This is a genomic window from Enterobacter cloacae complex sp. IR5458 (assembly GCF_049238025.1).
In the GTDB taxonomy this organism is placed as follows: Bacteria; Pseudomonadota; Gammaproteobacteria; order Enterobacterales; family Enterobacteriaceae; genus Enterobacter; species Enterobacter kobei.
Map to the genome: position 1 here is coordinate 32,632 of NZ_JBMKIF010000028.1, position 23,360 is coordinate 55,991.

Annotated in this window: 34 protein-coding genes and 1 pseudogene; 7 read left to right on the plus strand and 28 right to left on the minus strand. The window is 45.9% G+C overall.

From position 1 onward, the window contains the following. Positions 1–8: 8 nt before the first annotated feature. Entirely contained in the window at positions 9–1,190 is a 1,182-nt protein-coding gene (locus ACOTYN_RS19890; protein WP_000952985.1) for a S49 family peptidase, read from the plus strand. Position 1,191: 1 nt separating this feature from the next. Continuing rightward, a complete protein-coding gene (locus tag ACOTYN_RS19895; RefSeq protein WP_000338612.1) occupies positions 1,192–1,923 on the plus strand; it encodes a nuclease-related domain-containing protein in 732 nt (243 codons plus the stop codon). A 286-nt stretch (positions 1,924–2,209) separates the two neighbouring features. Here ACOTYN_RS19895 and ACOTYN_RS19900 read toward each other — a convergent pair whose 3' ends face one another. The 11 genes from ACOTYN_RS19900 to ACOTYN_RS19950 all read right to left on the minus strand — a co-directional run bounded on the left by ACOTYN_RS19900 (position 2,210) and on the right by ACOTYN_RS19950 (position 9,253). Then, a complete protein-coding gene (locus ACOTYN_RS19900; RefSeq protein WP_000210769.1) occupies positions 2,210–2,563 on the minus strand; it encodes a hypothetical protein in 354 nt (117 codons plus the stop codon). Between the two features lie 65 nt (positions 2,564–2,628). Continuing rightward, positions 2,629–2,913, minus strand: a complete 285-nt coding sequence (locus tag ACOTYN_RS19905) for a hypothetical protein (protein ID WP_001091367.1) — start codon at positions 2,911–2,913, stop codon at positions 2,629–2,631. A gap of 356 nt (positions 2,914–3,269) precedes the next feature. Next, entirely contained in the window at positions 3,270–3,569 is a 300-nt protein-coding gene (locus ACOTYN_RS19910; RefSeq protein WP_000442693.1) for a hypothetical protein, read from the minus strand. Positions 3,570–4,001: 432 nt separating this feature from the next. Beyond that, complete coding sequence (locus tag ACOTYN_RS19915) at positions 4,002–4,370, minus strand: hypothetical protein (protein WP_000537761.1); 369 nt, start codon at positions 4,368–4,370, stop codon at positions 4,002–4,004. 225 nt (positions 4,371–4,595) lie between these two features. After that, a complete protein-coding gene (locus ACOTYN_RS19920) occupies positions 4,596–5,132 on the minus strand; it encodes a hypothetical protein (RefSeq protein ID WP_000800251.1) in 537 nt (178 codons plus the stop codon). Between the two features lie 67 nt (positions 5,133–5,199). Next, positions 5,200–5,637 (minus strand): hypothetical protein, encoded by a 438-nt coding sequence (locus tag ACOTYN_RS19925; RefSeq protein ID WP_000286108.1) that lies wholly within the window; start codon positions 5,635–5,637, stop codon positions 5,200–5,202. A 44-nt stretch (positions 5,638–5,681) separates the two neighbouring features. Further along, the gene (locus ACOTYN_RS19930) at positions 5,682–5,978 is read right to left on the minus strand and encodes a hypothetical protein (RefSeq protein WP_000856246.1); all 297 of its coding nucleotides are present in this window, start codon (positions 5,976–5,978) and stop codon (positions 5,682–5,684) included. Between the two features lie 134 nt (positions 5,979–6,112). Beyond that, on the minus strand, positions 6,113–6,814 hold the full coding sequence (locus ACOTYN_RS19935) for a hypothetical protein (protein ID WP_000237191.1): 702 nt from the start codon (positions 6,812–6,814) through the stop codon (positions 6,113–6,115). Positions 6,815–7,128: 314 nt separating this feature from the next. Then, on the minus strand, positions 7,129–7,410 hold the full coding sequence (locus ACOTYN_RS19940; RefSeq protein ID WP_000708863.1) for a hypothetical protein: 282 nt from the start codon (positions 7,408–7,410) through the stop codon (positions 7,129–7,131). A gap of 65 nt (positions 7,411–7,475) precedes the next feature. Beyond that, positions 7,476–8,660 (minus strand): hypothetical protein, encoded by a 1,185-nt coding sequence (locus ACOTYN_RS19945; protein ID WP_001272971.1) that lies wholly within the window; start codon positions 8,658–8,660, stop codon positions 7,476–7,478. A gap of 416 nt (positions 8,661–9,076) precedes the next feature. Continuing rightward, complete coding sequence (locus ACOTYN_RS19950) at positions 9,077–9,253, minus strand: hypothetical protein (RefSeq protein ID WP_001371930.1); 177 nt, start codon at positions 9,251–9,253, stop codon at positions 9,077–9,079. 510 nt (positions 9,254–9,763) lie between these two features. Between ACOTYN_RS19950 and ACOTYN_RS19955 the strand changes: the two genes are divergently transcribed. The 5 genes from ACOTYN_RS19955 to ACOTYN_RS19975 all read left to right on the plus strand — a co-directional run bounded on the left by ACOTYN_RS19955 (position 9,764) and on the right by ACOTYN_RS19975 (position 12,668). Then, the gene (locus tag ACOTYN_RS19955; protein ID WP_000778029.1) at positions 9,764–10,708 is read left to right on the plus strand and encodes a DUF5417 domain-containing protein; all 945 of its coding nucleotides are present in this window, start codon (positions 9,764–9,766) and stop codon (positions 10,706–10,708) included. 98 nt (positions 10,709–10,806) lie between these two features. Then, positions 10,807–11,406 carry a hypothetical protein gene (locus ACOTYN_RS19960; protein WP_001031420.1) on the plus strand — a complete coding sequence of 200 codons (600 nt, stop codon included), beginning with the start codon at positions 10,807–10,809 and terminating at the stop codon, positions 11,404–11,406. 59 nt (positions 11,407–11,465) lie between these two features. Continuing rightward, the gene (locus tag ACOTYN_RS19965; RefSeq protein ID WP_000743059.1) at positions 11,466–11,816 is read left to right on the plus strand and encodes a hypothetical protein; all 351 of its coding nucleotides are present in this window, start codon (positions 11,466–11,468) and stop codon (positions 11,814–11,816) included. A 46-nt stretch (positions 11,817–11,862) separates the two neighbouring features. Continuing rightward, positions 11,863–12,066, plus strand: coding sequence for a hypothetical protein (locus ACOTYN_RS19970; RefSeq protein WP_001015183.1), 204 nt, complete (start codon positions 11,863–11,865; stop codon positions 12,064–12,066). 281 nt (positions 12,067–12,347) lie between these two features. Next, positions 12,348–12,668, plus strand: coding sequence for a hypothetical protein (locus ACOTYN_RS19975; protein WP_000332796.1), 321 nt, complete (start codon positions 12,348–12,350; stop codon positions 12,666–12,668). 608 nt (positions 12,669–13,276) lie between these two features. Here ACOTYN_RS19975 and ACOTYN_RS19980 read toward each other — a convergent pair. The 17 genes and pseudogenes from ACOTYN_RS19980 to ACOTYN_RS20060 all read right to left on the minus strand — a co-directional run bounded on the left by ACOTYN_RS19980 (position 13,277) and on the right by ACOTYN_RS20060 (position 23,283). Further along, positions 13,277–13,396: a type I toxin-antitoxin system Hok family toxin gene (locus ACOTYN_RS19980; RefSeq protein ID WP_223152483.1), complete on the minus strand. Its 120-nt coding sequence runs from the start codon at positions 13,394–13,396 to the stop codon at positions 13,277–13,279. Further along, positions 13,344–13,454 (minus strand): annotated as a pseudogene (locus tag ACOTYN_RS19985) (DUF5431 family protein); the annotation flags it as partial. The pseudogene ACOTYN_RS19985 and the gene ACOTYN_RS19980, both read right to left, overlap by 53 nt. Before the next feature lie 335 nt (positions 13,455–13,789). Further along, positions 13,790–14,395 (minus strand): hypothetical protein, encoded by a 606-nt coding sequence (locus ACOTYN_RS19990; RefSeq protein WP_000137794.1) that lies wholly within the window; start codon positions 14,393–14,395, stop codon positions 13,790–13,792. Positions 14,396–14,611: 216 nt separating this feature from the next. Beyond that, positions 14,612–14,893, minus strand: coding sequence for a hypothetical protein (locus ACOTYN_RS19995; protein WP_000703842.1), 282 nt, complete (start codon positions 14,891–14,893; stop codon positions 14,612–14,614). 145 nt (positions 14,894–15,038) lie between these two features. Then, on the minus strand, positions 15,039–15,215 hold the full coding sequence (locus ACOTYN_RS20000; RefSeq protein WP_000802040.1) for a hypothetical protein: 177 nt from the start codon (positions 15,213–15,215) through the stop codon (positions 15,039–15,041). A gap of 53 nt (positions 15,216–15,268) precedes the next feature. Next, on the minus strand, positions 15,269–15,580 hold the full coding sequence (locus tag ACOTYN_RS20005) for a hypothetical protein (protein ID WP_000633161.1): 312 nt from the start codon (positions 15,578–15,580) through the stop codon (positions 15,269–15,271). A 222-nt stretch (positions 15,581–15,802) separates the two neighbouring features. Beyond that, positions 15,803–16,003 (minus strand): hypothetical protein, encoded by a 201-nt coding sequence (locus tag ACOTYN_RS20010; protein WP_000814953.1) that lies wholly within the window; start codon positions 16,001–16,003, stop codon positions 15,803–15,805. A 39-nt stretch (positions 16,004–16,042) separates the two neighbouring features. Further along, entirely contained in the window at positions 16,043–16,267 is a 225-nt protein-coding gene (locus tag ACOTYN_RS20015) for a hypothetical protein (protein WP_000551490.1), read from the minus strand. 54 nt (positions 16,268–16,321) lie between these two features. After that, positions 16,322–16,525: a hypothetical protein gene (locus ACOTYN_RS20020; RefSeq protein ID WP_000781547.1), complete on the minus strand. Its 204-nt coding sequence runs from the start codon at positions 16,523–16,525 to the stop codon at positions 16,322–16,324. Between the two features lie 552 nt (positions 16,526–17,077). Continuing rightward, positions 17,078–17,569, minus strand: a complete 492-nt coding sequence (locus tag ACOTYN_RS20025) for a DUF3085 domain-containing protein (RefSeq protein ID WP_259408559.1) — start codon at positions 17,567–17,569, stop codon at positions 17,078–17,080. A gap of 4 nt (positions 17,570–17,573) precedes the next feature. Beyond that, positions 17,574–17,885 (minus strand): DUF957 domain-containing protein, encoded by a 312-nt coding sequence (locus ACOTYN_RS20030; RefSeq protein ID WP_001165367.1) that lies wholly within the window; start codon positions 17,883–17,885, stop codon positions 17,574–17,576. Positions 17,886–18,401: 516 nt separating this feature from the next. After that, positions 18,402–18,722 carry a hypothetical protein gene (locus ACOTYN_RS20035; RefSeq protein WP_000071366.1) on the minus strand — a complete coding sequence of 107 codons (321 nt, stop codon included), beginning with the start codon at positions 18,720–18,722 and terminating at the stop codon, positions 18,402–18,404. Positions 18,723–18,900: 178 nt separating this feature from the next. Next, positions 18,901–19,128, minus strand: coding sequence for a hypothetical protein (locus ACOTYN_RS20040; RefSeq protein WP_000336109.1), 228 nt, complete (start codon positions 19,126–19,128; stop codon positions 18,901–18,903). A gap of 174 nt (positions 19,129–19,302) precedes the next feature. Next, positions 19,303–20,196, minus strand: coding sequence for a hypothetical protein (locus ACOTYN_RS20045; RefSeq protein WP_000252081.1), 894 nt, complete (start codon positions 20,194–20,196; stop codon positions 19,303–19,305). Next, positions 20,186–21,298: a toxic anion resistance protein gene (locus ACOTYN_RS20050; protein WP_000609386.1), complete on the minus strand. Its 1,113-nt coding sequence runs from the start codon at positions 21,296–21,298 to the stop codon at positions 20,186–20,188. Before ACOTYN_RS20050 ends, ACOTYN_RS20045 begins: the two co-directional genes overlap by 11 nt. Beyond that, on the minus strand, positions 21,295–22,104 hold the full coding sequence (locus tag ACOTYN_RS20055) for a toxic anion resistance protein (protein ID WP_094935606.1): 810 nt from the start codon (positions 22,102–22,104) through the stop codon (positions 21,295–21,297). Before ACOTYN_RS20055 ends, ACOTYN_RS20050 begins: the two co-directional genes overlap by 4 nt. 570 nt (positions 22,105–22,674) lie before the next feature. Continuing rightward, a complete protein-coding gene (locus ACOTYN_RS20060) occupies positions 22,675–23,283 on the minus strand; it encodes a DUF6012 family protein (protein ID WP_000280723.1) in 609 nt (202 codons plus the stop codon). Positions 23,284–23,360: the final 77 nt, after the last annotated feature.

Genomic DNA, 23,360 nt, shown 5'->3' on the forward strand with positions numbered 1-23,360 from the left:
GTGGTCAGATGTTAAGCAGTAAAAAAAGGAAGTCCCCTACAAATATCAAAGAATCGCTCAATGATAACGCTGACCGTTTTTATAAGATGTTTCGCATTCATACCACGGCAAAAGTTGCTATGTCGCTAATTGCCATGACCGCTGTAGGGTTTTCTTTCTACAATCTTTACGAACAATGGCAGGACGCTGAAGGGAAGAAAGACCATATAGCTGTAATACGGATTTCTGGCGAGATGGGTACCGGCTCGGAAACGGGCGATGGAACAGTGATCGCAACAGCTCTTGCCAAAGCTTACAATAATCCCCATGCCAAAGCAGTTATTATCGAGGCAGAGTCAGGTGGTGGTGGTCCCTCTGACGCCATCATTATTTACCGCCAGATAAACGCGCTTAAAAACCACCAGCCACAGATTGAACGCGTATCAGATGCCGGTGGCTCTCTTTCATCTGTAGCCGCTGACAAGAGTAACAAAACCGGGAGCACAGAACGTGGCGATGAAGCACGGTCGAAGCAAAACTCCCTCGAAGTACTCTCCAGCGGTACCGGTCGTTTTTTCTCTGATATCGCAGACTCATATAAACCAATCATCGTTAGTGTGAAAGGCATATGCGCATCCGCATGCTATTACGCGGTATCGCCCGCTGATGCAATTTATGCCGACAGTAATGCCCTGATCGGTTCTATCGGTGTGCGTATGGACCACTGGAATCTGTCAGAGATCATGAGCACAGTAGGCGTCAAGAATGAGCCCCTTACGGCCGGTGAGTTCAAAGATGCTCTTGACCCCTTCCACCCATTGTCCGATTCAACGAGGGAGTTCATGCAGAAGGAGATCCTGAACACGATGCATGAAAAATTTATAACTGATGTTGAACTTGGACGGGGTAAAAAGCTTCTCTCGCGTCATGATGCCGATGCTGTTTCTCTCTATTCAGGCCGTGTATGGCCAACACCTCAGGCAGTTAAGTACGGCCTGGTGGATGGAGATCTTACGTCAGTAGAGATCCGTACACGTCTTTCAAAAATGTACTCCACTGACACGTTCAAAAACTACAATGAGCCTCATCGTAATCTCCGTTCTGCACTCGGCATGCTGATGAGCCTGTCTTCAAATATTGAGAGCCTTACCGGTACCACTACCCGCTTAGTAGAATCTGTTAATGCCACCAGCTACCCCTCTGTGAGGTAACATGGATGCTTTCAATCTGCTGTGGAGCATTACGGGGGTAGCTTTCATTATCCTTATTTTCGTCGTGTTGCTGTGTCTGTTGGGATTTATGACCTCTGCCATAGCGGAACGGCGGACTGCAAAGGCAATTGAATCTGGGCTTCCTGAAGAAGCTCAGGGGCTACTTAGTGATCTCACCTTTCAGTTGTCGGCTCATAGCACTACGCAGGTTGATCACATTCTCGTAGCCCCACATGGTATATACGTCATAGAGCAGAAAAACTACGTAGGCAAGCTCTACGGTACTCTGGAGGAAAGCCACTGGCGGAAATGGACTCAGTCCCGAACCCTCAAGTTGCAGAACCCGTTTAAGCAAAACCAGGGGCACATCAGGGCTATTCAGTCTGCTCTTAAGGCTAGAGAACTGGAATGTATCAATGTCGTCATCATAAACGGACGTTGTAAGTTTGATGGCATCAAGCCGGAATGGTTATGTATGGGGATGGACGATTTTATCCATAAAGTCAAACAACGACGAGGGCTACGGTTGTTCACACCGGAGTCTGTTCAGCACATCTGTTCGGTGTTGAAGTCAACAAGGAAGTCGCCAGGGCTCTATACGGACCTTACTCATATTCATAACATAACGACAAAGTACAAAGCCCCGATGAAATTCGAGCAACGAGTAACATACATTCTGCTCAACTTTATCCATTATCTGTGGGCAAGTCTGTTCACTAAGCAGAAGCCTTAGCGCTCTATCATTGGTAAGGCTGTAAAATGTCTGCAAAAGGCCCCATCGGTAAATTGTTGGGGCTTTTTCTTTGCGTAGTTCTGATACGGTTTATCCTGTGGAGCATTATGGCCACCAGCCAGCTGGTGACTGGCCAACGCTTTGTATGACGTAGCCTACTCAGGGCAGGCTATTTTAGAGGGACCGATTTTTATCCGGGCTAATTTAGAAAGAGATAATTTGAACTTAGGCGGGCTGACCACCAGCAGAGAGGTAAATCACTAGCCGGTGATATTGACAGAAGTCGTCAGGGGTTTAACGCCGGAATATTTTGCCAGGCCTCCTGCAAGGTCTGCAAGACTTCTACAAGTGATAGTGACGGCCACAGGACTGTTTCCGTCATTATCACTCCAGGTGGCTCGCACTCTACTGGTACCAGAATTAAAACAACACGAGTTCCTTTTACCTGGTAGGCAAGGTTTACTGCCGGTTGGCGGTAGGAGGCCAGTACACCCTCACCATATTGAGCAGGGTTACTTGCCCAGTTCCGCACCATTGCATACACCTGAGGCATATACCGACTATCCAGATCCCCTTTGGGCCGTCTGAACGGCACGATTTCTTCTGAGCGGTAGGTGGTCGTTGTTGTATTGGTTGTCATCTTTGTCACCTCCCCTGTTCGTCCATTTAGAGTTTTAAGCTGCTTTACACATCACACTCAACTGATTATTTAAGCTGGTCATCGTCTCTGGCCAGCATAGCCCAACCATTCGCCTGGTTTTCGCGGGAGTAAGGATTCATTTCAAAATAACTATCTACCGCGTCGCTGTCCGCAACAGAACTGTTGTTAGCTCTCTTTGAACCCTGAACCACTACAGCATCAACCTCTGCGGCTTTCCCGTTGCGCTGTACCAGGATTTTAACCGTATTGGGCTTACGTCTTGCGAGCAGTTTGTTGGCGATAAAAAGCACAACAATCCAGGCCAAAAGCACGTATAAAAATGTATTCATAATGCCCTCCTTTGTATGTGATTATTATACCTGCTTCCATTGCAGGCCAAACAGGTTCGGTGCATGAAAAATAGACTTCTCTCCGGCGTATAGCAATCTACTTACTGATCTGTTTTCGTATCAAACTGTATGGCATAACCGAGGGGCGTACGTGGTGAGTCAGAAAGTTACTTTTCCGTAATAGTTAATTTCAGATCCTTCTTCCAGTTACGCTTCAGTATAAAACCGATACCCTCTAATTCAGCATCCTTCACGTTTAATACGCTTCACTTTAAGGCAGGGCTTTTCGGTTGAAATGAATTCTTTTTCCGGTTGCTGGACATAGGTTTCATCCTGATAGTTAAAGTTGCAGGCTATCAGTCACCACCACCACCTCCGTCACCTCCTCCACCGCCACCATCACAACCACCAGCTATGCTATTTTCACCATTACAATCACCTCCGAGGGGGTTCAAATGGCTGCTCCCCTGTAGATGGTGTCCTTGCCAGATCGAACCCGAACCAGCGCCTCCTGAGCGTCTTTGCTTGCCCTGAGGCAATTGTGCAGGCTCACCAGCACCGGCGGTACCAAAAATGTCCCGGGCAATTTTATAAAGAAGGTAAAAAGGTACGCCCAGCATCATAAAAAAGATTACTGAAAATATTACACGTTCCATTGATGATCTCCTGTCTTGTGAGAGACCAGTTATATCAGGGTGATTCAGTATTTCCGTTTAGAAAAGAGTACTAATTTGGCCCTGTTCGCTCTTAATTTGCCATCCGGGAAAAAGTCATAGGGATAGGCCTGCCAGAGTCAATAACTTCCAGTGATCTGGAGGAGACCCCGGCTCTCTGAGCCCTCATGGATGGTACGGCTTTACCCCTTGTAAACAGATTCACGTTCCGCAGGACAAACATCGACTACTGACGTCTCATATTTGCTGACGCTAATCCGACGTCTCATTGCCGTCTGCTTGTTTTCTTTAAAGGGTGTATTAGACGAATATCAAATCGGAATGGTAGGGGATGTGTGGGCACCATGCCCGGCCCTCTTTGAGCATCTGAGAGATTGGAGACCTAGCCGGGTAAGATAGCTACTTTCTTACGGGTTACCCTTCAAATCCAAAGACGAAACGGACGCTGCCGTTCTCCACGTGGAGACGCTTTACTTCTTCGACAAATTCCTGGATCACCTCTCCGGCGTTATCGGGTGGTATGGCTGACAAAATTTCTTCCGAAGTCAGCCATGAGTATGAATGTTCACCGAATAAATCATCATCTTCGGACGGTATATCATCAGGTAATCCGCGTAATGCGTGGATAAAAACTGCTGATGTGCTCGCCCTTTCACGATCTACATCAAATCCGAGCCAGGCAAAGTGGAGATATGATCGGTCCCCTTTATAATTGCTTGATAAATTAATCCATTTACCAGGCTTTTCTTCCCTTTGAAATCGCCAGCAGATATCAACGCCCATTAAGAAACTCCATTACTATCGTTCGTATGAGATAACTATCATTTCAGAATACTATGACTTCTTCCCGTATAGAACTAATCGCTCACGCCATTTAGCTACTTACTTTTTTTACGTACGCTTGCAGCGCAGTACCTTGAGAGAAGTAAGTAAGACTGGGCGAAGCCAACCGGTTCCGCCACCTCGCTCACCGGCTTTTAGGCGTAAGCACTGAAGTCAGCCTCCATGCTAACTGGCGAGCCTGCGAAAGTCAGACTCGTTGTTATAAAGCGGCATATCGTAAGCAGTGTCTGAAATGAACATTCGGATCTGCTCAAGCGTCATGCCACAATGAAAACGGGTTACGCTCACATTGGCCCGGGGGAAGTCAGCACAAAATGCATTCAAAACATTCTCATGGACAATACCAATGTTGATTAACGCAGCTGGCCCGTTGTCACGGAAAGATACGACACGGAATCCCCCATACCAGCCTGACTGGGAGAAAAATGAAAATGCACTCGTTGCCAGACCATTAGACAGGTCATAGCGCAATTTCCCGCTCAGAGACTGGCTGTCTCTGCTGTACACGCGATTAATGAAAATGCCGGGACCAACTTCTACCGGCTGCTTGTTGCTTGCTAAACACGGAAAGCCCACCAGCGAAACCTCCCTTTCTCCTAACCAGTTTACCTGATACCCGGCAGTGAGAAAGTCAGTCAGTTCTACGCCAGAAAGAGCATTAATGGCCGCAATATCGGTATCCAAAATATTTACGTTTTTCATATTCATCTCATCTATATTCTAAAGTGCGTTTTTTGTCTATCAGCCCGAGGATTGAAAATTTGAATATTTAATGTGACAGAAAAATACCTGTCACCTTTTCAAAAACTGCCTGCAATTGAATATCGAGAGAGTCCATTTTAAAATCCACCAGCTCAGCTTTATTATCGCAAACCGAATAAAAATAGGAGTCAAATGCGTCTGTATCTTCATCTTTAAAAATACGGAAGGAATTAATTTTATTATGCCCTTCAAATTCGGCATGAATACCATAGCGAACCGAGCCGTCATCGAACTGAACAACCCGTCGTACAGAATTAATCCGGACGTACTGTTTTAAGGCCCTCGCGAAATCGGCATTTAACGCCAACGCTCGTAAGATTGAATCAGCGGTTTCATTCTGCTTTTTACGATCATATTCAAACATCCCACAGCCGGTGTTACGAAAGACCGGCTGAAGAGCATTAACCAGGTTGAAGGAATCCACGTTTCTGTCGTTTCTGTACATGAGATATCTCCTGCCCCTCCGCTATACGAAGGGGCTTGATAGGGTTACTGCCAGGCTGCGATCACTTCTTCGCACTGGAAATGAGATAAGCACTGCTGGAGTAAAAGGGCCAGCACCGCTGTGTTAGGGACGCGATTGTTACACCACGCGTTGAATAGCAGCTGCCATGGACCGGCATAATACCCGGCCAGTTTCTTTTTTTGTTTATCTGTGCAGCAGCTGGAAATGGCCTGCTGATAAAGGCTTTCATTCTCGGCACCAGAGCGTTGTTGCAGTGCCTGATAAATATAGGAGTAGACAGAATCGGAGCAATTAGATGCATAGGCCAGATTGGTTTTCATAATACCTCCTGTGTTTTTGGGTATTATATAAAACTCCGACCTACTGGCTAATAACCCACACTGTAATTTCTTTTAAAAACACAATAAATTTTCAAAATTGGACCAGTGTGGATTTAAGCGAGCAGTTTAAATCTTTATGAACTAGCTTTCAAAGAGGTTGGTTTTTCGGGAAGTTTTTTGCCAGACCAGCATGTTGGTTTTTTTTCTGTAGTGCAGATTAGCTGGTACCTGCCCCTTCTTACCTCTTTGAGCAATGACTGTTTGAAATATGGTAAGCCCAGTTCAAAAACCCAGTAACGACCGTCTGCAAAAACGACTGAATTTTCAACGCCATCCGAAGCCACCAAGGATGCATCATTAAGTAGACGTTCTTCATAATGAAATGGTAATGAAAATGTCAGATATAACGCACAAAGTACAAAGATTCCTGTGAGACTAACTGCCAGTGAACCACAATAACCAGAATAAACATTTAAATTTCTTTTGATAAATTTCTCATGCAAGATTACAAGCAGACAGAATACACAAGCTACCAGCCCAAATCCTACATGCAGATAAAACTGTCTTATTTCATCATTCCAGACGATGTTGTCCCATTTCGTGCTTAAGATTGAACCCAACAAGGAGATAATAAAAGCGGCAATTTGAGAACTGATAAAGTAGGAGAAAGCTGACTTTGAAGTTATTTTTTTCATAGAAACAGGAACCTCTTTACCTCGTTCCTGATCAGAGAAAAGACACAAAACGCACCATGCGCAAAAAACTGCAAGTCCAGATGCAATAATCTCGCGTAAAAACATATTAAACGTTTCCGATAATGAATAAGTAATTACCATATCCTCTCCGTAAGTCTACATATAATTCAGACGTGACAAATAATTAAAGGCATTGCTATTCTATCATTATGCATTGCGTTTAAAATCATTTCTAATTCAGCAGAGTAGCGATACAGGCATTTCGCTATCCTAAAATCTGGTAGCTTTCCATTTCCTTGCTGAGATAAATCAAAATAATTCTATTTATTGCCTATTCGGATGCTGCAAAACCTTATAAATCCGGATGTATATCACTTAACAGTGAACCATTCGGTGACTTGCTCTCCGTGAGGTCCACCGGGTTTATCCAGTAGGGAACATTCTGCTTTTACCGTTTACTGCATACGCGAGCAGGAATTCTGTTGCAGTTCTGCATTTGCCTGCTTTTCCAGTGCTGTCATAACCCGGCGGAGCATCGCCAGAGCCTGAACAGGCGAGCTCCCAAACTGCACTTTCACTTCATCCGTATCATGATCCTGAATCAGGTCGAGGATGTTCACTTCGATCCCTGCCCCGTTTTCATCTTTTGCCGTGCACTGAATACTTACCCGGGTCACCGAATCCGTCAGGACTGGCAGTGGGTTAGTCTTGTCTACGTTGATAAAAGCCTTCTTCATTGCCCTGTTTCCCCTTGTCCTGAAAAAGTTACCGACCCGTCCGGATGGAGGGGTCGGTCAGAAAATCATGCCTGTCCCTTATTCATCTTCTCAGCATGCTTACGCAGGTACTCTTTCAGGTCAGCATGAGCATTGATGATATCGTTCATTTCATCATTGGTCAGAACAAGCGTGTAAGTATCAGTGCTGACAGATTCACCTTCTTTAAGCTTGGCTTCTTCAGCAATACGTTCAAAAATCGGGATCGCGGTGTCGGCAATGACGGTCACGGTCTTTTTGTTCAGAACGCTGGACATGGATGGTGCTTTACCTGCCGGGTTCTGTTTAGGAGCGCTGTCCTTTGGAGCCGGAGCTGGTTCCTGTACCGGTGGCGTAACCAGCGTCTCTGTATTGCTTTCATCATTCAGTTGATCCGGTACCGGGGTGTTAACGGTAGCATTACCTGCCGGTTGCTCATCACCGGAGTTTTCCGGAGTCTGCGGATCTGCCATGCGCTCTTCTACCTTGGCAGCTTTGACGAATTTCAGCGTGTTTTTCGTCGCTTTACCATAGATGGAGATCGCCTTGTTGATGTTATCTACCGCATCCTCACCGCTGTACATATACTCGTCCAGCGCAACGTACATGCTCACCTGATCGCTCACAAGCATGGTCTGTAGTTCAGAAGGCAGGTCCAGTACGCGAACCATCTGGCGAAGATGCTGCTCTGATTTACCACGTTTTTTTGCCAGTTCCGCAAAGGTCTTAGGCTCTTCTTTATCTTCAACAAGACGCTTAATTGAAAGCGCTTCAGCTACGACAGACAGCGCCAGGTTGGAGTTGCCGGTCAGGGTGAAGAGTTCTGCTTTTGAAGCGCTACCGCGAAACTCTTCGCAGCGAATACGAGTAATGCGTTCACGCCCTTCTGCTTCCAGCTGGCGGTTTGCAATAGCGATGGAACGGATACGGCAAGCCCCCTGACGCAGTACAGGTACGCCATTAACCATCTGAACAACGATAGGCGTCACGCTGAACGGGTCTTCCATGTAGGCATCGGCCAGGCTGTTCAGGTGTTCCACAACGTGAGGCATTGAATAGTAGAGCTCGCCCATACCGGCCGTGCGGGTGTTAAAGCCTTCCTGCTCTACAACAACCGAAGGGTCAATGATAAGGCCGTTACCTTTACGGGCACCGTTACCAGTGCGTTCCAGGTAACCACGAAGGCTGATTTCGTTGCTGTTGTTTTTTACTTCAGTTTCGATTGCGGACATTTTTGTTCTCTCTTTTGGTTGGTTGTTTAACTGCGCTACAACACAACAATACCAGGTTCGACATTTTTTCTAATAGGTTGCACAGAAGAAAAAGTAACTTTTCTTAAAAAAAATTCCTGAGACAATACTACTCGATCCGTCCGTTTTAAATCTTCACAACAGTGGGCCGTTTTTACGTTTAAGCAAAATAGCTGGTTCAGAAGGTGAGTCGGAGAGAAAAGTTACTTTTCCGGTTGTCTGGGCCAGTGATGAGAGAGTGGCAGGACAGGAATGGCTAAACCGGTGCGGGTCTCTTGTAAGTCGCAGGGGATTGAGGAGATATAGAGGTAAACCGGTACGTTCAGTTTTTGGATTGAGCCGGGCTTTTGGCCCGGGCTTAAGGAAGCGGAAATTTGAACGAACTGGCAGGTAATGATTTATGCCGCCGACAGCTGGCCGTCAGTGCTTTGCTGTTCTGGTTTGACAGTTGGGGGATAACCGGCAGTTAGCCGCTGGCATTCCGCATCACAGAAAGCCCTGAGGTTGCTGAAGACGGACTCCATGAAATCAGCATGAGCATACGAGTCTACAGGACGTGTCTTGTTATCTTTCATCTTGTTCTCCTCAATCATTATTAAAACCAGCGGATTTAGTTCCTGGCGCTCCATCTGCTGACCGGCTTTCCCAGAGAGCAGCGATGTGTCGGGTTCTGTTTCTCATTTTATCGTTTTCATCGGGCCCATCCGGCCGTATAAGAGACCGATTTGGCATGTTTAAGAAACGTACTGGCGACATTAAAAGCTGAGGTTGGCTTTGGAATAAAAGGATACTTTTCCCGTTTGTCAGGTCTTTCGCTACCGCTGCACGATGATTCTGTCAGGCATTCTGCGCCCTCCTTGGCTGTACATCTTGAAACAAGCGGTGGGATGTTCCCTTCCCCCTGCTCACCGCAGAATAATTGGCAAGTCCCGACGGTCGTTCCGTACGAGCCGGGTCCAAATAATGAATAAATACAACGCCACTTCAATTGTATTGACAATAGAAGTTAGGAGGATCATAGTGTCATTCATGGTGCGGCTTTCGCACCACCGCCCCGGCGGTACCGGGCAGAACTGGAGTACCTCATGAAACTTTCCCGTCAGACGACTTCTGATACTTCTGTTGATGGCCGTTCACGCGCATATGCCTGGGGCCGTGTCCATTATTTCATTATCGAACATGCACCAATGGCTGAGCTGGTCGCTATTGACGAGCTGCTGGAAAAAGCTGGCTGGAGCAATGACGGCTGTCCGAACTATGAGAAAGATGACGAGTTTGGTAATGCTGGTTACAGCTGTGGTTACTGGATCGATATTGACAGCGTGGGAAGCTTCAAGGCTGACTACAAACGTCTTAAGGGTGAGATTAGTGCGCATATCGCCTCAAAGGCGGCAGAGGTGGAGATCCGCGTACTGGACTCGATGTCCGACAAAGAATGTAAAGATGTTGCCTCGGTGGCATGTACTGTTCGCCGTGACTTACGTACGCAGTCCGAATCGCTTCATTCACTGCGTACTATCGTAACGGTTGATCATTACAATCCCTATGTGATCACCAGCCGCCCGCTGAGCATTTCCGCCTGGACACTTATCCACGACTGTCTGAAAACCGGCACCATCAATGACGTCTGTTCACGGTTGAGTTCATTAATCCTGCACTCTGAAGCCGCGATTGCCCGTTGTAAGGGAAGCTCCGACTACTCTTCGGAACACGCTCAGCTATCGTTTTTTGCTGGTAACGACTATGTCACCAGACGCACCCTTGTTGATGCAGCTCACGAAGAGGCTCTGCGAATGAACCGCCGCTTTGATGAACGTATTGCAATGAACGCGGATTCTGATGCCAGAAGGCTCCAGTGCGAATTCAACCTGAGCAACCATGTCGTACAGCGTCGGACCGTTGAATCTGCTCATATCCAGGCAATCAACGAAGACGTCACCCGTTCACAGGCGGAACCACGCTGCCCTGGAAAGCTTCTTCTGAAAATGACCAGTCATGAGGAAGTGCGGGACTCACTGAGCACCTGTTAGTCCAGCGACACCCCCTGCGGCTCTACTACCGGGCCGCAGTCTGCTCCGGCCAGATGGTGCCAGTGGCGTAATGAATTTGTTTAATAAGGCTGAGTATGATGAATAAAGAACAACTAATCGACAAACTGGAACGCGTGGTATGTGGTCAGTACTCCTACGAAATGCAGGAGCTTGCGTATTCGGCCCTCTGCTGCATTAAAGGCACCCCGGACGACTGCGCTAAGTTCCCTGTTACGCGTCCGCTGCCTGACACCTTAGTGGACGTATGGGACGAGATCGGGCAATACCTTGGCACAGGCAAAGCCATTGAAACTCGCAGTTGCGGCGTTTCGCTTCTGCTTCATGGACACTGCTACGATTCAAATCATGTGCTGTACTGGCGCAATGCTGGCGCACTTCCAGCAGCTTGCGATACGCCACTGGCTGGTGGGTCTCGCAAACTGTTCACCTGCTCAGCCTGTGGAGTGGACGGTCTGGATGAACCACCTGAAACCAGTTGCCACTGCTGCACAGAGGGGGCCCACTGGATTGAGAGCAGGCTCTTCACCTCCGGGCAGGCAGACCCTGAAGAATTTAGACCCGTGGCGGTCGTGAAAGAGTGTGCAGGCTCAACGCCGGATGATCGGCTCATCTGGAGCGTGATTGAACAGCTCAACGGCGAACTGGCGGAAGGCGATAAACTATTTAAGCGACGCTGACAGATCACGTCAGCATTTATATCAGACGAACTCCAGAATAATTTAAAGCAACCATGAACATGAAAAAGCCCAAAGCTGCATTACAGAATGCCATGAAAGAAGATGTGCCAGCTGTGACACAGATTCAGATGCGATCTACGGTTTCCAGAAAGGTTCGCTATGTAAAACAGGCAAATCGAGAGGGTCTGAAATTATCTGAGTGGATGTCGCGGCATCTCGACGCTGTCTGTGATACCGCAGATGAGATTCATAAAGGCAAACGCTCAACTCCGGTTGCGCCTGGGAAGATTCCCCCTGAGGTATACCAGGTGATATACGATCAGTGCGGCGGGTTCGTGGAGTGTGATGCTAATGCCCAGGTAATCTGGGAAGCCTGCCGTGATGCCATTCTTAACGGAGACAAAGGGTAAACGGCAGGTATCGCCTGTCATTTTTACCCTTGTGAGGAAAATCCTGATGAACCATGAGAGCCGAACTGTATACCTGAACACGGCCATTGAGGCCCTGTTGAAAGCTGAGGCGGCTCTGAACGAGCTGGCATTAGCCTATGTACTCAAACCAGGTGAAAAGGCAAGCGCATGCCATCCCCGAACCGGTACGCTTTCCACAGCTTCCCAGGTAAGAAAACTTCGCCGTGTTCTAGAAAAAAACAAGTTATGACGGCCCTTATACGCTGGCATAATGTACCGTGCTTCGCTCATCCCAGCAGTATGGGTTTTAAACTCTTCCATTTTTAAGAGTACGGGAAGAGCCTTATTATTGTCGCATACCCTACGGATGCATTGCAGTTCAAACCGCTGTTCGGTGCAATTATTGCTGTATCCGGCGGATTTGAAAATGACAGAAATAGTGATGTAAAGCTCCGCCATTAAAGAAATGCCCCGTAGTTTGGCGAATCAACTTTCTGAATTATCTCGATGAACACCATTTAAGGAAATCGAATGTGTGATTTTTGCAGGGCTGACGAAAATTACTTTCATATGGCAGAATGCGTGTATGACCAACTGGTTAAAGAGTATCCCGTAATGTGGCTGCGGGATTCAACCCGGATCGGGGCCTGCTACCTCTGTCGAGAACTGCTGTCGCCGGAGGGGATGGTCCTGGCGATGCAGAGCGCTTTCCCTGCGAAGGGATGGCGGCTGCGTATTTGGTACAATGAAACCATTGACGAAGAGATAGAACCGCAGCGTGGAGACTGTATTGAGCTGTCCTCCAGGGCGGACGCTCTGCTGTCCTTCATGTCGTTCCAGGAAAAGGTTTAGCGCTGCGGCCCCCCTCACAAAAAGGCGCTTTCCGCGACAAATCTGGTACGACCGGACAACGTTGAGTCAATTCTTGCTTCCCCGCAGAAGAATCCCTATGAAGTAAAGTAGAGGTAGGCATTACGCCCACCAGCAAACCTGATAACTGTTCTTTGCGTAACATCCTCAAACTTCTGGTGCCTTCGTAGACTGCGATGCGAATGCCCATGAGCTGAATTCACCGTATCATTTGACCGGATGCAGCGAGAACAGAAATGACAATGTTTGAACGATTTGCCAGACGGCCATAAAACTCTACTGGGTACAGAATAAGGACTGACCGCAATGGCTACGTTCTATGAGCTACCGACCAGTGAGAAGTCCATTGTTTCCGGTACGTGCCCGGACGAGCACCGGTGAAATTTTTCCCGACTGGATTACGCTAAGGCTTTTGAACGGTTTGCGTGAAGTGGGACTCTTTGGGTCTGGTTCTTGATTTATACAAAAGGCTATATGCCACAAGACGGGAGGAAAAAAGGGTTTCCCCGACTGGAGAAACCCTTTCAAAAGGTGCCGATGGCATACTAATCCACACCCCGAAAAGAGGGGGTTGCCCCCCTCTTTGTCAGCTACTTACCGGATTCGTAGGCCAGGATAGCAGATACCTCCCTTGTTCCGTCTTTCATCCGCAACTCGCAAAGCGAGTTTCGTGTGAGCCAGGTGAATATCAACAGCGTTAAACAAACTATTAATATGCACAAAACAATGGGTTGGTTCGGCATTTTCATGGCCTTCTTCTCCTTGCATTTAAGCAGGCAAGAGGCTACTCTGAATGTGACTAGCATACAGGGGCCTCGGGTTAATTGAAAAATTACTCGGGGCTTTCTGCTTTTACCACAGTCAAACAGTGTTACCGCTGGCTGGGGCAAAAGCCTCCAGCACCAGCGTTATTATACCACCCTGCCCTGATCAGCCAAACACCCCGCCTACATAAATTACTGATTTTTCATTTATTTGACATGATTCACTTCCGGTTGTCGGCGAAAGTCATTTTATACTAAAGAAAAGGGTAACGGGCAGCTGCTGGGTCGGAACATACAGTGCAGTTCCTGCCCGTTTAATTTCCGGATGCAATGGTAGGATCAGGAGGCACTGCTTCCGTTGATTAGGGAAATCTTATGTGCCTGAATACGGCTGTATTCGAGATGGGATGCAATATTACAGATGCGCTCCAGTCGATCATGCAGCCTCGTGTAGGTCAGTCGATGAATACCGGACATTTCATCAAGTAGCCAGCGCTTGATGTAAGGGTTACAGGAAAGCCGGGCAAGATCGTCGTCATCCACTTCGTCAAAGAACCAGTACTGCTCCATCGGGACTACCTGAAATATCCACGGCCGGGGATAGTCCCCTGTGACAACCAAAAACCATGCAAGAAAGCATAGACACAGCTCAACGACCATAAGCATCGAAAATTGCGAATAACTTAGACCGGGCACATAGGGTGAACTATCCGCAACATACCCCCTGAGCAATTCCGCCACAAGGTAGCCCAATAGCGTCAAGGCCAGCATCAGGGTCAGGATTAATCCCCCATTAAACGCTACCGAAGCCTTTTGAACCCGATCAGGTGCTGTCCGGCTGCGATAGTTGGTCACTACTCTTTCTACAAGTGCCCTTATGGCAGCCTGTTCTTTACTGACATCAGCTCCGGAAAAACCGGACGGGCTTTTATTTAATTCAGTCATACCCCACTCCTGTTATGTGCTCTACTTAACAAACACGTAGATCATACAGAGCTCACGGACGCACTCCTGCCAGATAAAGGAGGGAATTTGGCTGTAAGACGGTTAGCCAACAGTTCAGGTTATGCGTGGGATCCGCCCAGTCAGAAAGGATTCCGTTAATAACAGGCAAGGTTAAAGGCAGATGGACGGTGAAATTGTGGGTGCTAAAAGGGGGTATTACTCTTTTTCCTGCATAGCGGTTTTTTCAGCCCGGGTGGCCAGACGAACATTTCCGAAAGGCTCACGGACAAGCAGTGGCTTCTCCTTCTTCCAGCCCCTGATAGCCGTTTCTCCAAACCGACGTGGTGCATTGCCGTTCCAGCGAGCAATCACATGGTTATCATGAATTTCAATAATGACAACGGGGTGGACAATGACCGTTGAAATGGTGGTATTTCCCATTTTGGTACGGGTTACAGACCAAACCTGCATCCCGGATTCCAGCTGGCTGATTTTCATATTATATCCTTAAGCCATCACGAACTGCGCCACAAACAATTAATGTGGCGCAATTTACCATAAACAATAAACATCAGATACCCGTGAAAAGATTTCCCTTTATTTTAAAATTCTTCTGGAGAAAAAATGATATTTCCAGAAGAGGTCAGCGAAATTCAGAAACGGCCATCACAATGGTGCTGCGCTGACGCTGGCGTTCTGCCTTGCGCTGCCTGCGGCGATAGATCTGTTTTGCGCTGACGTAAGGGCAGTCCTCACGGGTATACCAGCAGCAGCCGCAAGGTTCGGGCCGGGGTTTTCCGGCAAGTCCAAATGGTTTCATCAAGTCACCTTTTTAATGTTTTTAATGGAAAGATACTTACCTAACCCATTGTTTTATAGGAAATAACGTTGTTGCATAAACAGATACAGATAACCCTCAGGAGAAAACATGCAAAGGTTATCAGTGATAACCGCGTCCAGATACCGAGTGTCAGTCTGTAAACGTTTTATCACCAGAAAATGTGCTGCCGCAGCCTTAATGCCAGAACTACCGTTTACAACATTATGTATACCCGCTTTGAATAACGAACGAGCATGAATTACCTTTTCCCGGGCCGCTTCGATCTCAGCATTAATAACGCATTGCCGCGCCTGGATGACTGCCTCTCCGGTTAAATCGCGGAAATTCATTAGAGATGTGATCATGATTGACTCTCCAGATTATGTGGAATCATTATAACAACTGGCACCACGCCACAAATAACCTGAGATAAATTCTTTGAAATATTCCTATATATAAGGAATTACAGTCGGAAAAGAAACAATGAAATAGCGCCGACCGCTTAAAATCGATAAATTAAAATGGACGGCACTGGAATGAAAAACTGAAAGTAGTAAGACCGTAATTATCCTTCACGGATGTAAGCTTTAAAAGAGGAGTACTGGCAAAGCTTTGCCAAGTACTTCGGCGGTTGTGTCTACGATTTTACGGATGTCATCGATCTGCGAAGGCTTATTCAACACCACCGTAAAAAGCTCTCCTTCGTTATCAGCCTGCTCGCAGTTTCCGTATCGGCTCCCGTCGTACAGCTGCACAATACGTGACATAGAAGACTTTGTTTGTTTCATGGCTTTGCACCTGCTTTTAGGCAGTTTGGTTACTGGTTATCAGAAGCTGGTTTCATGCGCTTCCGGCTGGGACACGAACTGGTATTTGACGCCGCCAGGCACACCTACTGCTTCGGCAATAGAGTCGCAAAGCCGCGATAAATCATTTAGTGTCATCGGATATTCAATATCTACTGAATATAAAGCACCTGCATTTTCAGCATCTTCGATGTTTTTATACTGGGCACTAAATATAGCAATGGTCTGAATTTCGTGGTTATGCATGAACCGGTCCTTATTAAATTATAAAAGCCACCCGAGAGTGGCCTGAGTGGAAACTTAAATCTGTGAAGTATATTTGAGAGATTTTTTGCGATCCAGATGCCGGGCAACAATGGTTCCGATAACAAGTAGCGTGATGACCGCACTGAAGAAGGTGCTGTCAGGGACGCCCTGGAAAAAATCACTGAAACTGTAAACAATAAAAATCAATGCGCAAAAATAGAAAACGATACGAACATAAGGGGTAAAAAACATTTTCATCGGTTGCCTTCCATTCAGGGAGAATTCTCAGTAATTACATCACACCTGAAGAGAAACTATTTTCGTATAAATGAGCATTTTCGACATATCAGAGGGGGGTTTTACTCATAAATGAGGTAGTAAGGGTCACACTTGAGATGAAAGTTACTTTCCTGGCTGCGAACGAACTATCTCAAATGTTAGAGGTGTGCGTTCGCCTTAAGAGCTTCATGCCCTGAGGAGCTCAACTTGAGCCGATAGTATAAACCTGGCTCCAGATGCCTTACTGGCTGGCATAACTCCACGAGGCCCAGCCGGAACAGGACCGGAGAGCTCCTGCACGTCACATCATCAGGATTCCCCATAAACGTACGCCGTTCTCTGGCCCGTCTGAAATTGCCAGAGATATCATAGATCGTGCCGGATGCCATCCGTCTTAACACGTAAATCTGCGCCCTTGTAAGCTTCTGGGCGGAACTGCTTAAACCTGACATACCTTCCCGGCCTTATATAAAACAATCCGCCAGCAGCTCGACTGGCGGACAATGTTTGACTGGATACAGCAAGGACATACTATTTGCTGACAAGTTTGATATTGGTTTCACTCATTCGAAGTCGAAACTCCTGAAAACCCTGCTCTACCGCTAACTCCAGCCACTCAACGGGAATGGTATAGCTACAATCAGACCCATCCAAAGCGGCATCACAAGCGTAATCCCAGTCCTCATCCAGTTTTGGATTCATCCCCTGGGCGTAAGCCACAGTATCGCGGGATGCGGGAGAGCCCTCAAGCTCAGCATTAGTGATCAGGTATACACCATGACTGTGCGCGAGAAGCACTTTTGGCACCAGATGTGTGCTGGCAATTTTTGAGGATGAGGGAAAGAAAACCCTACCAGCTTTACGCGCCTCTTCTTCAGTCTGTCCCTCAGCGTTAAGGAGGGCTCCCCCCGGATAGCATGCCGGGTCATAGATCTGATCTGGGGTGACCGAAAACGTTTTTGCGGTGCGAATTTCTTCGATCAGTTTATTGATATCTGCCATTTCAAATACGAGAGTGGTCACAGGCTTACTCTCCCTCTTCAGTGGACAACATCAGATACTTTGTTGCCAGCAGAAGCTCTCCCACATCCTTGAGGGACAATTCAGCTTTGCCTTCTACGGCAAGCTGCAAGCGCTGTCGAATTGCATGAACAGAATCTGAAGATAAAGATGCCATTTTGCGCAAAACGGCATTAGCCTTTTCTACAGCAGGATACAGAATTTCTGAGTTGGTATTATCTTCGTCATTATCAAAGATAATTTCAGAATCCATATTGATGTTATCTTCAAGCCAGCTTGAAAGCACTTCAAGTAATGACATCACCTTTTCAATTTGCATATCGCCTCCTCTGTTAACATGAAACAAATATAACAAAGTGGCTTACCCGGCTAATAACCTGAGCAGAAAGTTTTCGAACTTAGTTTGAAAACAAGTTTTCTGCTCAGGTTAATGTTAAAGTCGCTGGGTAAAAGATAAAAGGCACTGAAGATGATTTAAGCATCAAACAGACTAAATAGGATTCCGTCTTTTATAACGCTTTTAAAATAGAATGAATGAAATATAAATTTTGCGTTTAAGAATGAACGCTGTAGAGGATGATTTATCCAGTGATATGCAGTTTGTGGCCTTTAAAAAGGCTTTATTATGGACTTGAATTGCAAAGAGAGCACCGACATTTTTCTGGGGGCTCCCGCAGAGAAAAAGCTGTGAGGTTATGAAGACGTATAGGAGGTATTCGGCGAAATACTGTATGGCCACAGGAGAGCTTCAGCACCCATATCCTGCCGCCTCGCTCGCCTGTGGTGATTTCAATATGTTCTACGTCATACCACGTAGTTGTATTTCTCACTTTGTTTATGCTTCCTGACACCGCGTGAACGCAATCTTCGTCTGGATGCGTTCATAGATGGAAAACTGCCTTTCAATGGAATCGGCATTAGACAGTAATTCATGAAGCTCAGCAGAATCTGTATCAGGAACGATAGCGACAGAAACTCCATATTTACGCCCAGTTCTGATCAGGTGCGCAAGTTTTTCCTTCTCTGATTCTGTGAGCATTGCCAGATCCCTTCCGGATACCTGCTCGATAAATGGACCAAGGTTTTTCGGAAAAAAGGGTTCGGCATCAGAATTATGTACCGGGAGCGTTTGCGGCTTATCGAAGCTATTGGACATGAAAAGAACCTTTATAGTTAGAGAGGTGGAGACTGAATGCGTAGCCCATTAAAATTAGTAGTGCCACACTCGAATGCTAATCATACTTTATGATGGCTATGGTAGGAATGGCCGTCAACTTAAACCGCCAGAAGCGAGCCATTCACCGTTAAAGTAACTTTCCCGTATGATGTTCTTTTTATGGAATGAGTTGTTCACACTCCTCTTTAAGAGCCGCCCTGGAACGAGATCGACAGACTTTGCTTAATGAAGAGCGTAATTGATGTTCATCAACCCCATCAGCGACAAACTGACCAATTTTCTTTTCAAGACGCTGCATTGCCTCATAAAGCTTGGCATCAGTATTATTTTTAAGAAACCTCAGTATATAATCAGCAATAATTTGAACAGGAGTAAAGTTACACATCATGTATCCTTAATAAGTTGTGTAAAAATAAAACCATAAAAAACATAATCAGAAGTAGATTATTATACTTGAGTAAGCTTTTCAGCTAACAAGCTGGAGAAGCAGATTCCGGTAAATTACTACATATTTGATAAAAGTTACTGAATAAAAAAGCCCAGCGTACCGGGCTTTCATTCAATTTGATTCTAAGAATCTGACTCGCCGCCTGATTTTTATACCAAGAAGAGCGAACAAAACGCCAACGAATGCGACGGGACTACCTACTTTAAGACAATTAACCGACGCTTTTGAAAAGGTATGTGATTTAGACATACGTTTTTGCTCATAACGAATCGCAAGTGGTGAGACGGATTTATCTAAAGCTGTCTTTTCCAATGCATAACGAACTTTCACGGGAATATTTGACTGTAATACACCAGACATATACGCCCTAACAACATTCTGTGTTAACTTCACATCTGGCTTGCCGAGTTTTATATGTAGTTGCGCCTTTAAATAGTTTACAGATACCTCTTCGCCTGAGGGCCAATTACTATCATTTAAATATGCGACAAGTTTATCGTATTTTTCATGTTTTACATATTTCTTGATAACCTTTACAGTCGAAGCTGAAGTGGCATCAGTCTCTTCCGAACCTAAAGCAGATGTAAAAACTGACAAGCCGATAAGAAAAGCGCCAGCAATTAGAAGCATCGGGAATATCTCACCTATTTCCTCCCCCTTTAAAATTTTAAAGGCAGTTGAAGAAACTACTAATAGCCCCATAATCCCTAATAGCAACTTAGAATATGTAGTTAGGAAGCCTCCAAATGCATCGCCAAAATCCGAAACCACTAACTTATCTTCACCTTCAGATGAATTGAAGAATGACAAGGGCACATCAATATCAAAGTCCAGAACTGAAGGTGAGAGGTGTAATGACAGCAACCACAAGCAAAGACCAAAAATCATTATCAGCAGGCCCGCACCAAATATCGCGAAACCTGAATTTCTAATCTTTATAGACCGGTGAAAAAGAAATGACAGTTCACGGGAAAAATCGTCACTACTCTTAAGGTTACGCACCATGATCTACCCCTTTTTGTGTCAGTCGGGTGCGCAAATTCTCACGCATGGCAAGAACCTGTTTTTCTGTTTCCCTGAGCTTAATAGCCCCTTCTCTCTGGATTTTAACAACATCGCCAACCGTCTGGATAAGCGTATCCTGCACCTCTTTAAGGGTGCTTATATCAATAACCAGCCGTTGGTTTGCTTTCATAGTTTCTACTGCATTGCGATGCAGTAATTTTGCATTACTACGGAGTAACTCATTGTTGGCATTATCGATATCATTGGCAAGATTTACAGCGTTACGCTGTCCATTTAGAGAAATGGCTAACAGAAACTGACGCTTGAAATTAGGGACAGTAACCTCTTTGACGCTATGAAACTTGTCGATAAGACTTTGGTTATTTGCCTGTATAATCCGTACCATTGGCAATACTTGCATAGCAGACTGCTGAGAAACAACTAAATCGCCAATACGTTTTTCTAAATTAGCAATTAGCGTATCCAGATCAGATACTTCCTGGAACTTAGCAGGATTGTTACCAACATTAGCTCTGAGATTTTCTGCTTTTAATTGTAATTCTCCCAGCCTTAATTTACCGGCAGCAATATGTACACCTGTTAAGTGGTGTTCTTTAACGACTTCATCAAACATTTGCTGGAGCGAAATATTATTAGAACCGAGGCTATTCTGTGTAACTGAAACCTCTGAAACCAGAGCATCGATTTGTTCACGAGTTGATTCAAACTGTGCGGCGAAATTCTTCCCACGGGTGCGGATTTTATCCAACAAAGGGCCAATAACTGGCAGATTTGAACGACTTTCAGTTAAGTTCGAGATGTTTACATTTCTTGCAAGGTTGATAATTTCAGTTAATTTGCTCCCGGCTTCGTCTAAATCTTTATTGCGAATTTGCTCAAGCAGGCTATCCGCATAATTAGCAGTGTTTTCCCCCATTGCCCGGCCAAAACGATAAACTGTTCCTGGATCATCGGCATTAATGCATTCCGCGACGGCTTTAATCTCTTGTTCATCTTGCTCATTCAGCCCGAACTTTTCCAGTTCAGCGGAAGTCAAAGTAAAAGCAACAACCTCAGTTTTGGTGGTCAAATTATTAATCATTTTTGGAATCCCTCTAAATTTTGTCGCAGGCTTTTTAGAAGAGCCTCGTGGGCCTGATTAGCTTTTCTAACAATCGTAGGGTCAGTGTTATTTACTGATAACAGCGAAAGTGTGTGTTGCCGCCATACTGGAACCAGGACTTTTATAGTTTCGTTAAAGCGGTCAGCAATATCTATACAAGTCCCGCGAGTGATTTCCATCTGCATGGCGGCCATTTCATGAGACGCAAGCAGTGTTGCCAGGTTAGCTAAACGTCTGGCAAATCTTTCCCTCGGTTTATCGAAGACAAGGCTTAGATCGTCACTATTTTTTTCTTCGGTAGAATCCCTAAGGAACTCATGGCCTGCCTGGATAAAAATTTTAAGGCGTTTGATTTCTGACACATATGTTTCAAGCAGCTCTTCTAAAGCCAGTAGCGTCTCATTCACATGTGTCAGATATCCGTTCCCCTCATTAATAAGATTTTCCACCTTCTCACGTGCGTGTTGGTAACGAACGCGCTTTTCAAGGTGTTTGCCCGTAAAGCGGGAAAACCAGGATGGATTGCTACTGATAGAACGTGGATCTGCCTCCGCTAAGGCACTTACGATACGGTTCAAGGCTCCTGATAAAGCGGTAACTGCGTCTTTCTCCAGAAGATTTGAATACTTATCCATAGCCTTCGAAGATAAACCCGAGTCGCCGTAATGGCTTATTGCCCCAGCATTAAGCAGAAGACCGGGTATAAATTCTTCTTTGAGTTCTGCTATCGATATGTTGCTGCTGTCAGTTGAAACGTTCATTTTTGCCTCAAAATGGTTATCCATGACAGCCTATCATTTACCGTTCTGCTGATTTTTCGGTTAAAGCGCCAAAACCTGGGTTTATCCGTTTTCGAGGCAAAAAAATAGAATCTGATCCTCACGTAACCCTTTGCCATTCTGATTAAAGGAGAAGTCCCCTACTGTCTGTGCACTGAATTCAGCACTGGATGAAGTTAGGACATGAAGTGCACATAGATCCCCTGCTTGACCTACCAATCACCGCCTTCAATGTTTAGATCTGGTGACCTTACAGCGACCATTTCTCTAACCGGATGGTCATTGTTGTCGTGGCTGCTCCCCAACAGCAGGCTTACCGTTCCGCTGGCAGAGTAATACATCGCGTCAGGAAAGTGCTCCCTGACCTCCTAAAGCAATTTGTTCATGCTGTTAGTTAAACGATAAAAGCGTCGGGCTGCGTTCGGCATAGCTTCTTCCAGGAGGTCAGAAGCATCAATCTCACGGCCGTTTATAACGCGGAGAATATCTTGCTCATCCATAGGTTACTCCCAGGCAATAAATCAAAGTGGCCAGGCAAAAGGAGACTCGCCTGGCATCAAAAAGAATAAAAGGTCGTTACGAACTGATAATGATGGCCTGGTCAGTTTGAGGAAGTCGGTTTCCTCTGATGAATGCTGGATGGCTTAAACGAGCAGATGACATGGTCATCGCCAGAAATGTCTCTTCACGCGAACGCAGCAATTCCCCCCATGAATAGGTTTCCCATACGTCGTGGGAAAGATCGGATTCCTTTATGTACCTTGACTGCATTGTTGGTTCAAAATCGACGGGAGCTAGACTGTCATAGGATGGATGTACACGGTACCCCAATTCTTCCTCCCTCTGATGGTATGCATGTGCCAAAAGGACATCATGGGAGACCAAGTCATAGTCTTTGTCCTGAACGAGCGTTTTTACGGTATGACTAATTTTTCCAAAGCCTTCAATTTCCCAGATTGTTATCATTGTGAACTCAGTTAAAGTCCGTGGGCTTTTTACCAGAAAGCCATTTAATGCACGTCGCCCCTTCAACATGACAACGTGGTAGGACTTGTTGGGATAAGGTTTCATTGCCACCAGCGAATCAGCTTTAAGCTCAAGTGACAATTCAGGTACAGAAACTGACACGAGAGTACACTTGTTTTTCATATGGTGAAGAATACGGGGCACAAGATGCAGATACATCATTTTCTCCTTTGAAGGGGCTTTGTTGAATAAATCGAACTTTTGCTGAGTTGAAGGATCAGATCACGCATCTTCCC

Bases quoted from the DNA above. Each gene is read 5' to 3' on its own strand.
- ACOTYN_RS19910 (WP_000442693.1), bottom strand. From the start codon at position 3,569: ATGGAACGTGTAATATTTTCAGTAATCTTTTTTATGATGCTGGGCGTA.
- ACOTYN_RS20055 (WP_094935606.1), bottom strand. From the start codon at position 22,104: ATGGATAACCATTTTGAGGCAAAAATGAACGTTTCAACTGACAGCAGC.
- ACOTYN_RS19900 (WP_000210769.1), bottom strand. From the start codon at position 2,563: ATGACAACCAATACAACAACGACCACCTACCGCTCAGAAGAAATCGTG.
- ACOTYN_RS19975 (WP_000332796.1), top strand. From the start codon at position 12,348: ATGTGTGATTTTTGCAGGGCTGACGAAAATTACTTTCATATGGCAGAA.
- ACOTYN_RS20040 (WP_000336109.1), bottom strand. From the start codon at position 19,128: ATGTGTAACTTTACTCCTGTTCAAATTATTGCTGATTATATACTGAGG.
- ACOTYN_RS19940 (WP_000708863.1), bottom strand. From the start codon at position 7,410: ATGAAGAAGGCTTTTATCAACGTAGACAAGACTAACCCACTGCCAGTC.
- ACOTYN_RS20045 (WP_000252081.1), bottom strand. From the start codon at position 20,196: ATGGTGCGTAACCTTAAGAGTAGTGACGATTTTTCCCGTGAACTGTCA.
- ACOTYN_RS19915 (WP_000537761.1), bottom strand. From the start codon at position 4,370: ATGGGCGTTGATATCTGCTGGCGATTTCAAAGGGAAGAAAAGCCTGGT.
- ACOTYN_RS19950 (WP_001371930.1), bottom strand. From the start codon at position 9,253: ATGAAAGATAACAAGACACGTCCTGTAGACTCGTATGCTCATGCTGAT.
- ACOTYN_RS20005 (WP_000633161.1), bottom strand. From the start codon at position 15,580: ATGATCACATCTCTAATGAATTTCCGCGATTTAACCGGAGAGGCAGTC.
- ACOTYN_RS19930 (WP_000856246.1), bottom strand. From the start codon at position 5,978: ATGAAAACCAATCTGGCCTATGCATCTAATTGCTCCGATTCTGTCTAC.
- ACOTYN_RS19990 (WP_000137794.1), bottom strand. From the start codon at position 14,395: ATGACTGAATTAAATAAAAGCCCGTCCGGTTTTTCCGGAGCTGATGTC.
- ACOTYN_RS19945 (WP_001272971.1), bottom strand. From the start codon at position 8,660: ATGTCCGCAATCGAAACTGAAGTAAAAAACAACAGCAACGAAATCAGC.
- ACOTYN_RS19970 (WP_001015183.1), top strand. From the start codon at position 11,863: ATGAACCATGAGAGCCGAACTGTATACCTGAACACGGCCATTGAGGCC.
- ACOTYN_RS20015 (WP_000551490.1), bottom strand. From the start codon at position 16,267: ATGCATAACCACGAAATTCAGACCATTGCTATATTTAGTGCCCAGTAT.
- ACOTYN_RS19960 (WP_001031420.1), top strand. From the start codon at position 10,807: ATGAATAAAGAACAACTAATCGACAAACTGGAACGCGTGGTATGTGGT.
- ACOTYN_RS19935 (WP_000237191.1), bottom strand. From the start codon at position 6,814: ATGGTAATTACTTATTCATTATCGGAAACGTTTAATATGTTTTTACGC.
- ACOTYN_RS20060 (WP_000280723.1), bottom strand. From the start codon at position 23,283: ATGTATCTGCATCTTGTGCCCCGTATTCTTCACCATATGAAAAACAAG.
- ACOTYN_RS19925 (WP_000286108.1), bottom strand. From the start codon at position 5,637: ATGTACAGAAACGACAGAAACGTGGATTCCTTCAACCTGGTTAATGCT.
- ACOTYN_RS20000 (WP_000802040.1), bottom strand. From the start codon at position 15,215: ATGAAACCATTTGGACTTGCCGGAAAACCCCGGCCCGAACCTTGCGGC.
- ACOTYN_RS19995 (WP_000703842.1), bottom strand. From the start codon at position 14,893: ATGAAAATCAGCCAGCTGGAATCCGGGATGCAGGTTTGGTCTGTAACC.
- ACOTYN_RS20010 (WP_000814953.1), bottom strand. From the start codon at position 16,003: ATGAAACAAACAAAGTCTTCTATGTCACGTATTGTGCAGCTGTACGAC.
- ACOTYN_RS19895 (WP_000338612.1), top strand. From the start codon at position 1,192: ATGGATGCTTTCAATCTGCTGTGGAGCATTACGGGGGTAGCTTTCATT.
- ACOTYN_RS20035 (WP_000071366.1), bottom strand. From the start codon at position 18,722: ATGTCCAATAGCTTCGATAAGCCGCAAACGCTCCCGGTACATAATTCT.
- ACOTYN_RS19905 (WP_001091367.1), bottom strand. From the start codon at position 2,913: ATGAATACATTTTTATACGTGCTTTTGGCCTGGATTGTTGTGCTTTTT.
- ACOTYN_RS19965 (WP_000743059.1), top strand. From the start codon at position 11,466: ATGAAAAAGCCCAAAGCTGCATTACAGAATGCCATGAAAGAAGATGTG.
- ACOTYN_RS19920 (WP_000800251.1), bottom strand. From the start codon at position 5,132: ATGAAAAACGTAAATATTTTGGATACCGATATTGCGGCCATTAATGCT.
- ACOTYN_RS20050 (WP_000609386.1), bottom strand. From the start codon at position 21,298: ATGATTAATAATTTGACCACCAAAACTGAGGTTGTTGCTTTTACTTTG.
- ACOTYN_RS19890 (WP_000952985.1), top strand. From the start codon at position 9: ATGTTAAGCAGTAAAAAAAGGAAGTCCCCTACAAATATCAAAGAATCG.
- ACOTYN_RS20030 (WP_001165367.1), bottom strand. From the start codon at position 17,885: ATGCAAATTGAAAAGGTGATGTCATTACTTGAAGTGCTTTCAAGCTGG.
- ACOTYN_RS19955 (WP_000778029.1), top strand. From the start codon at position 9,764: ATGAAACTTTCCCGTCAGACGACTTCTGATACTTCTGTTGATGGCCGT.
- ACOTYN_RS20020 (WP_000781547.1), bottom strand. From the start codon at position 16,525: ATGAAAATGTTTTTTACCCCTTATGTTCGTATCGTTTTCTATTTTTGC.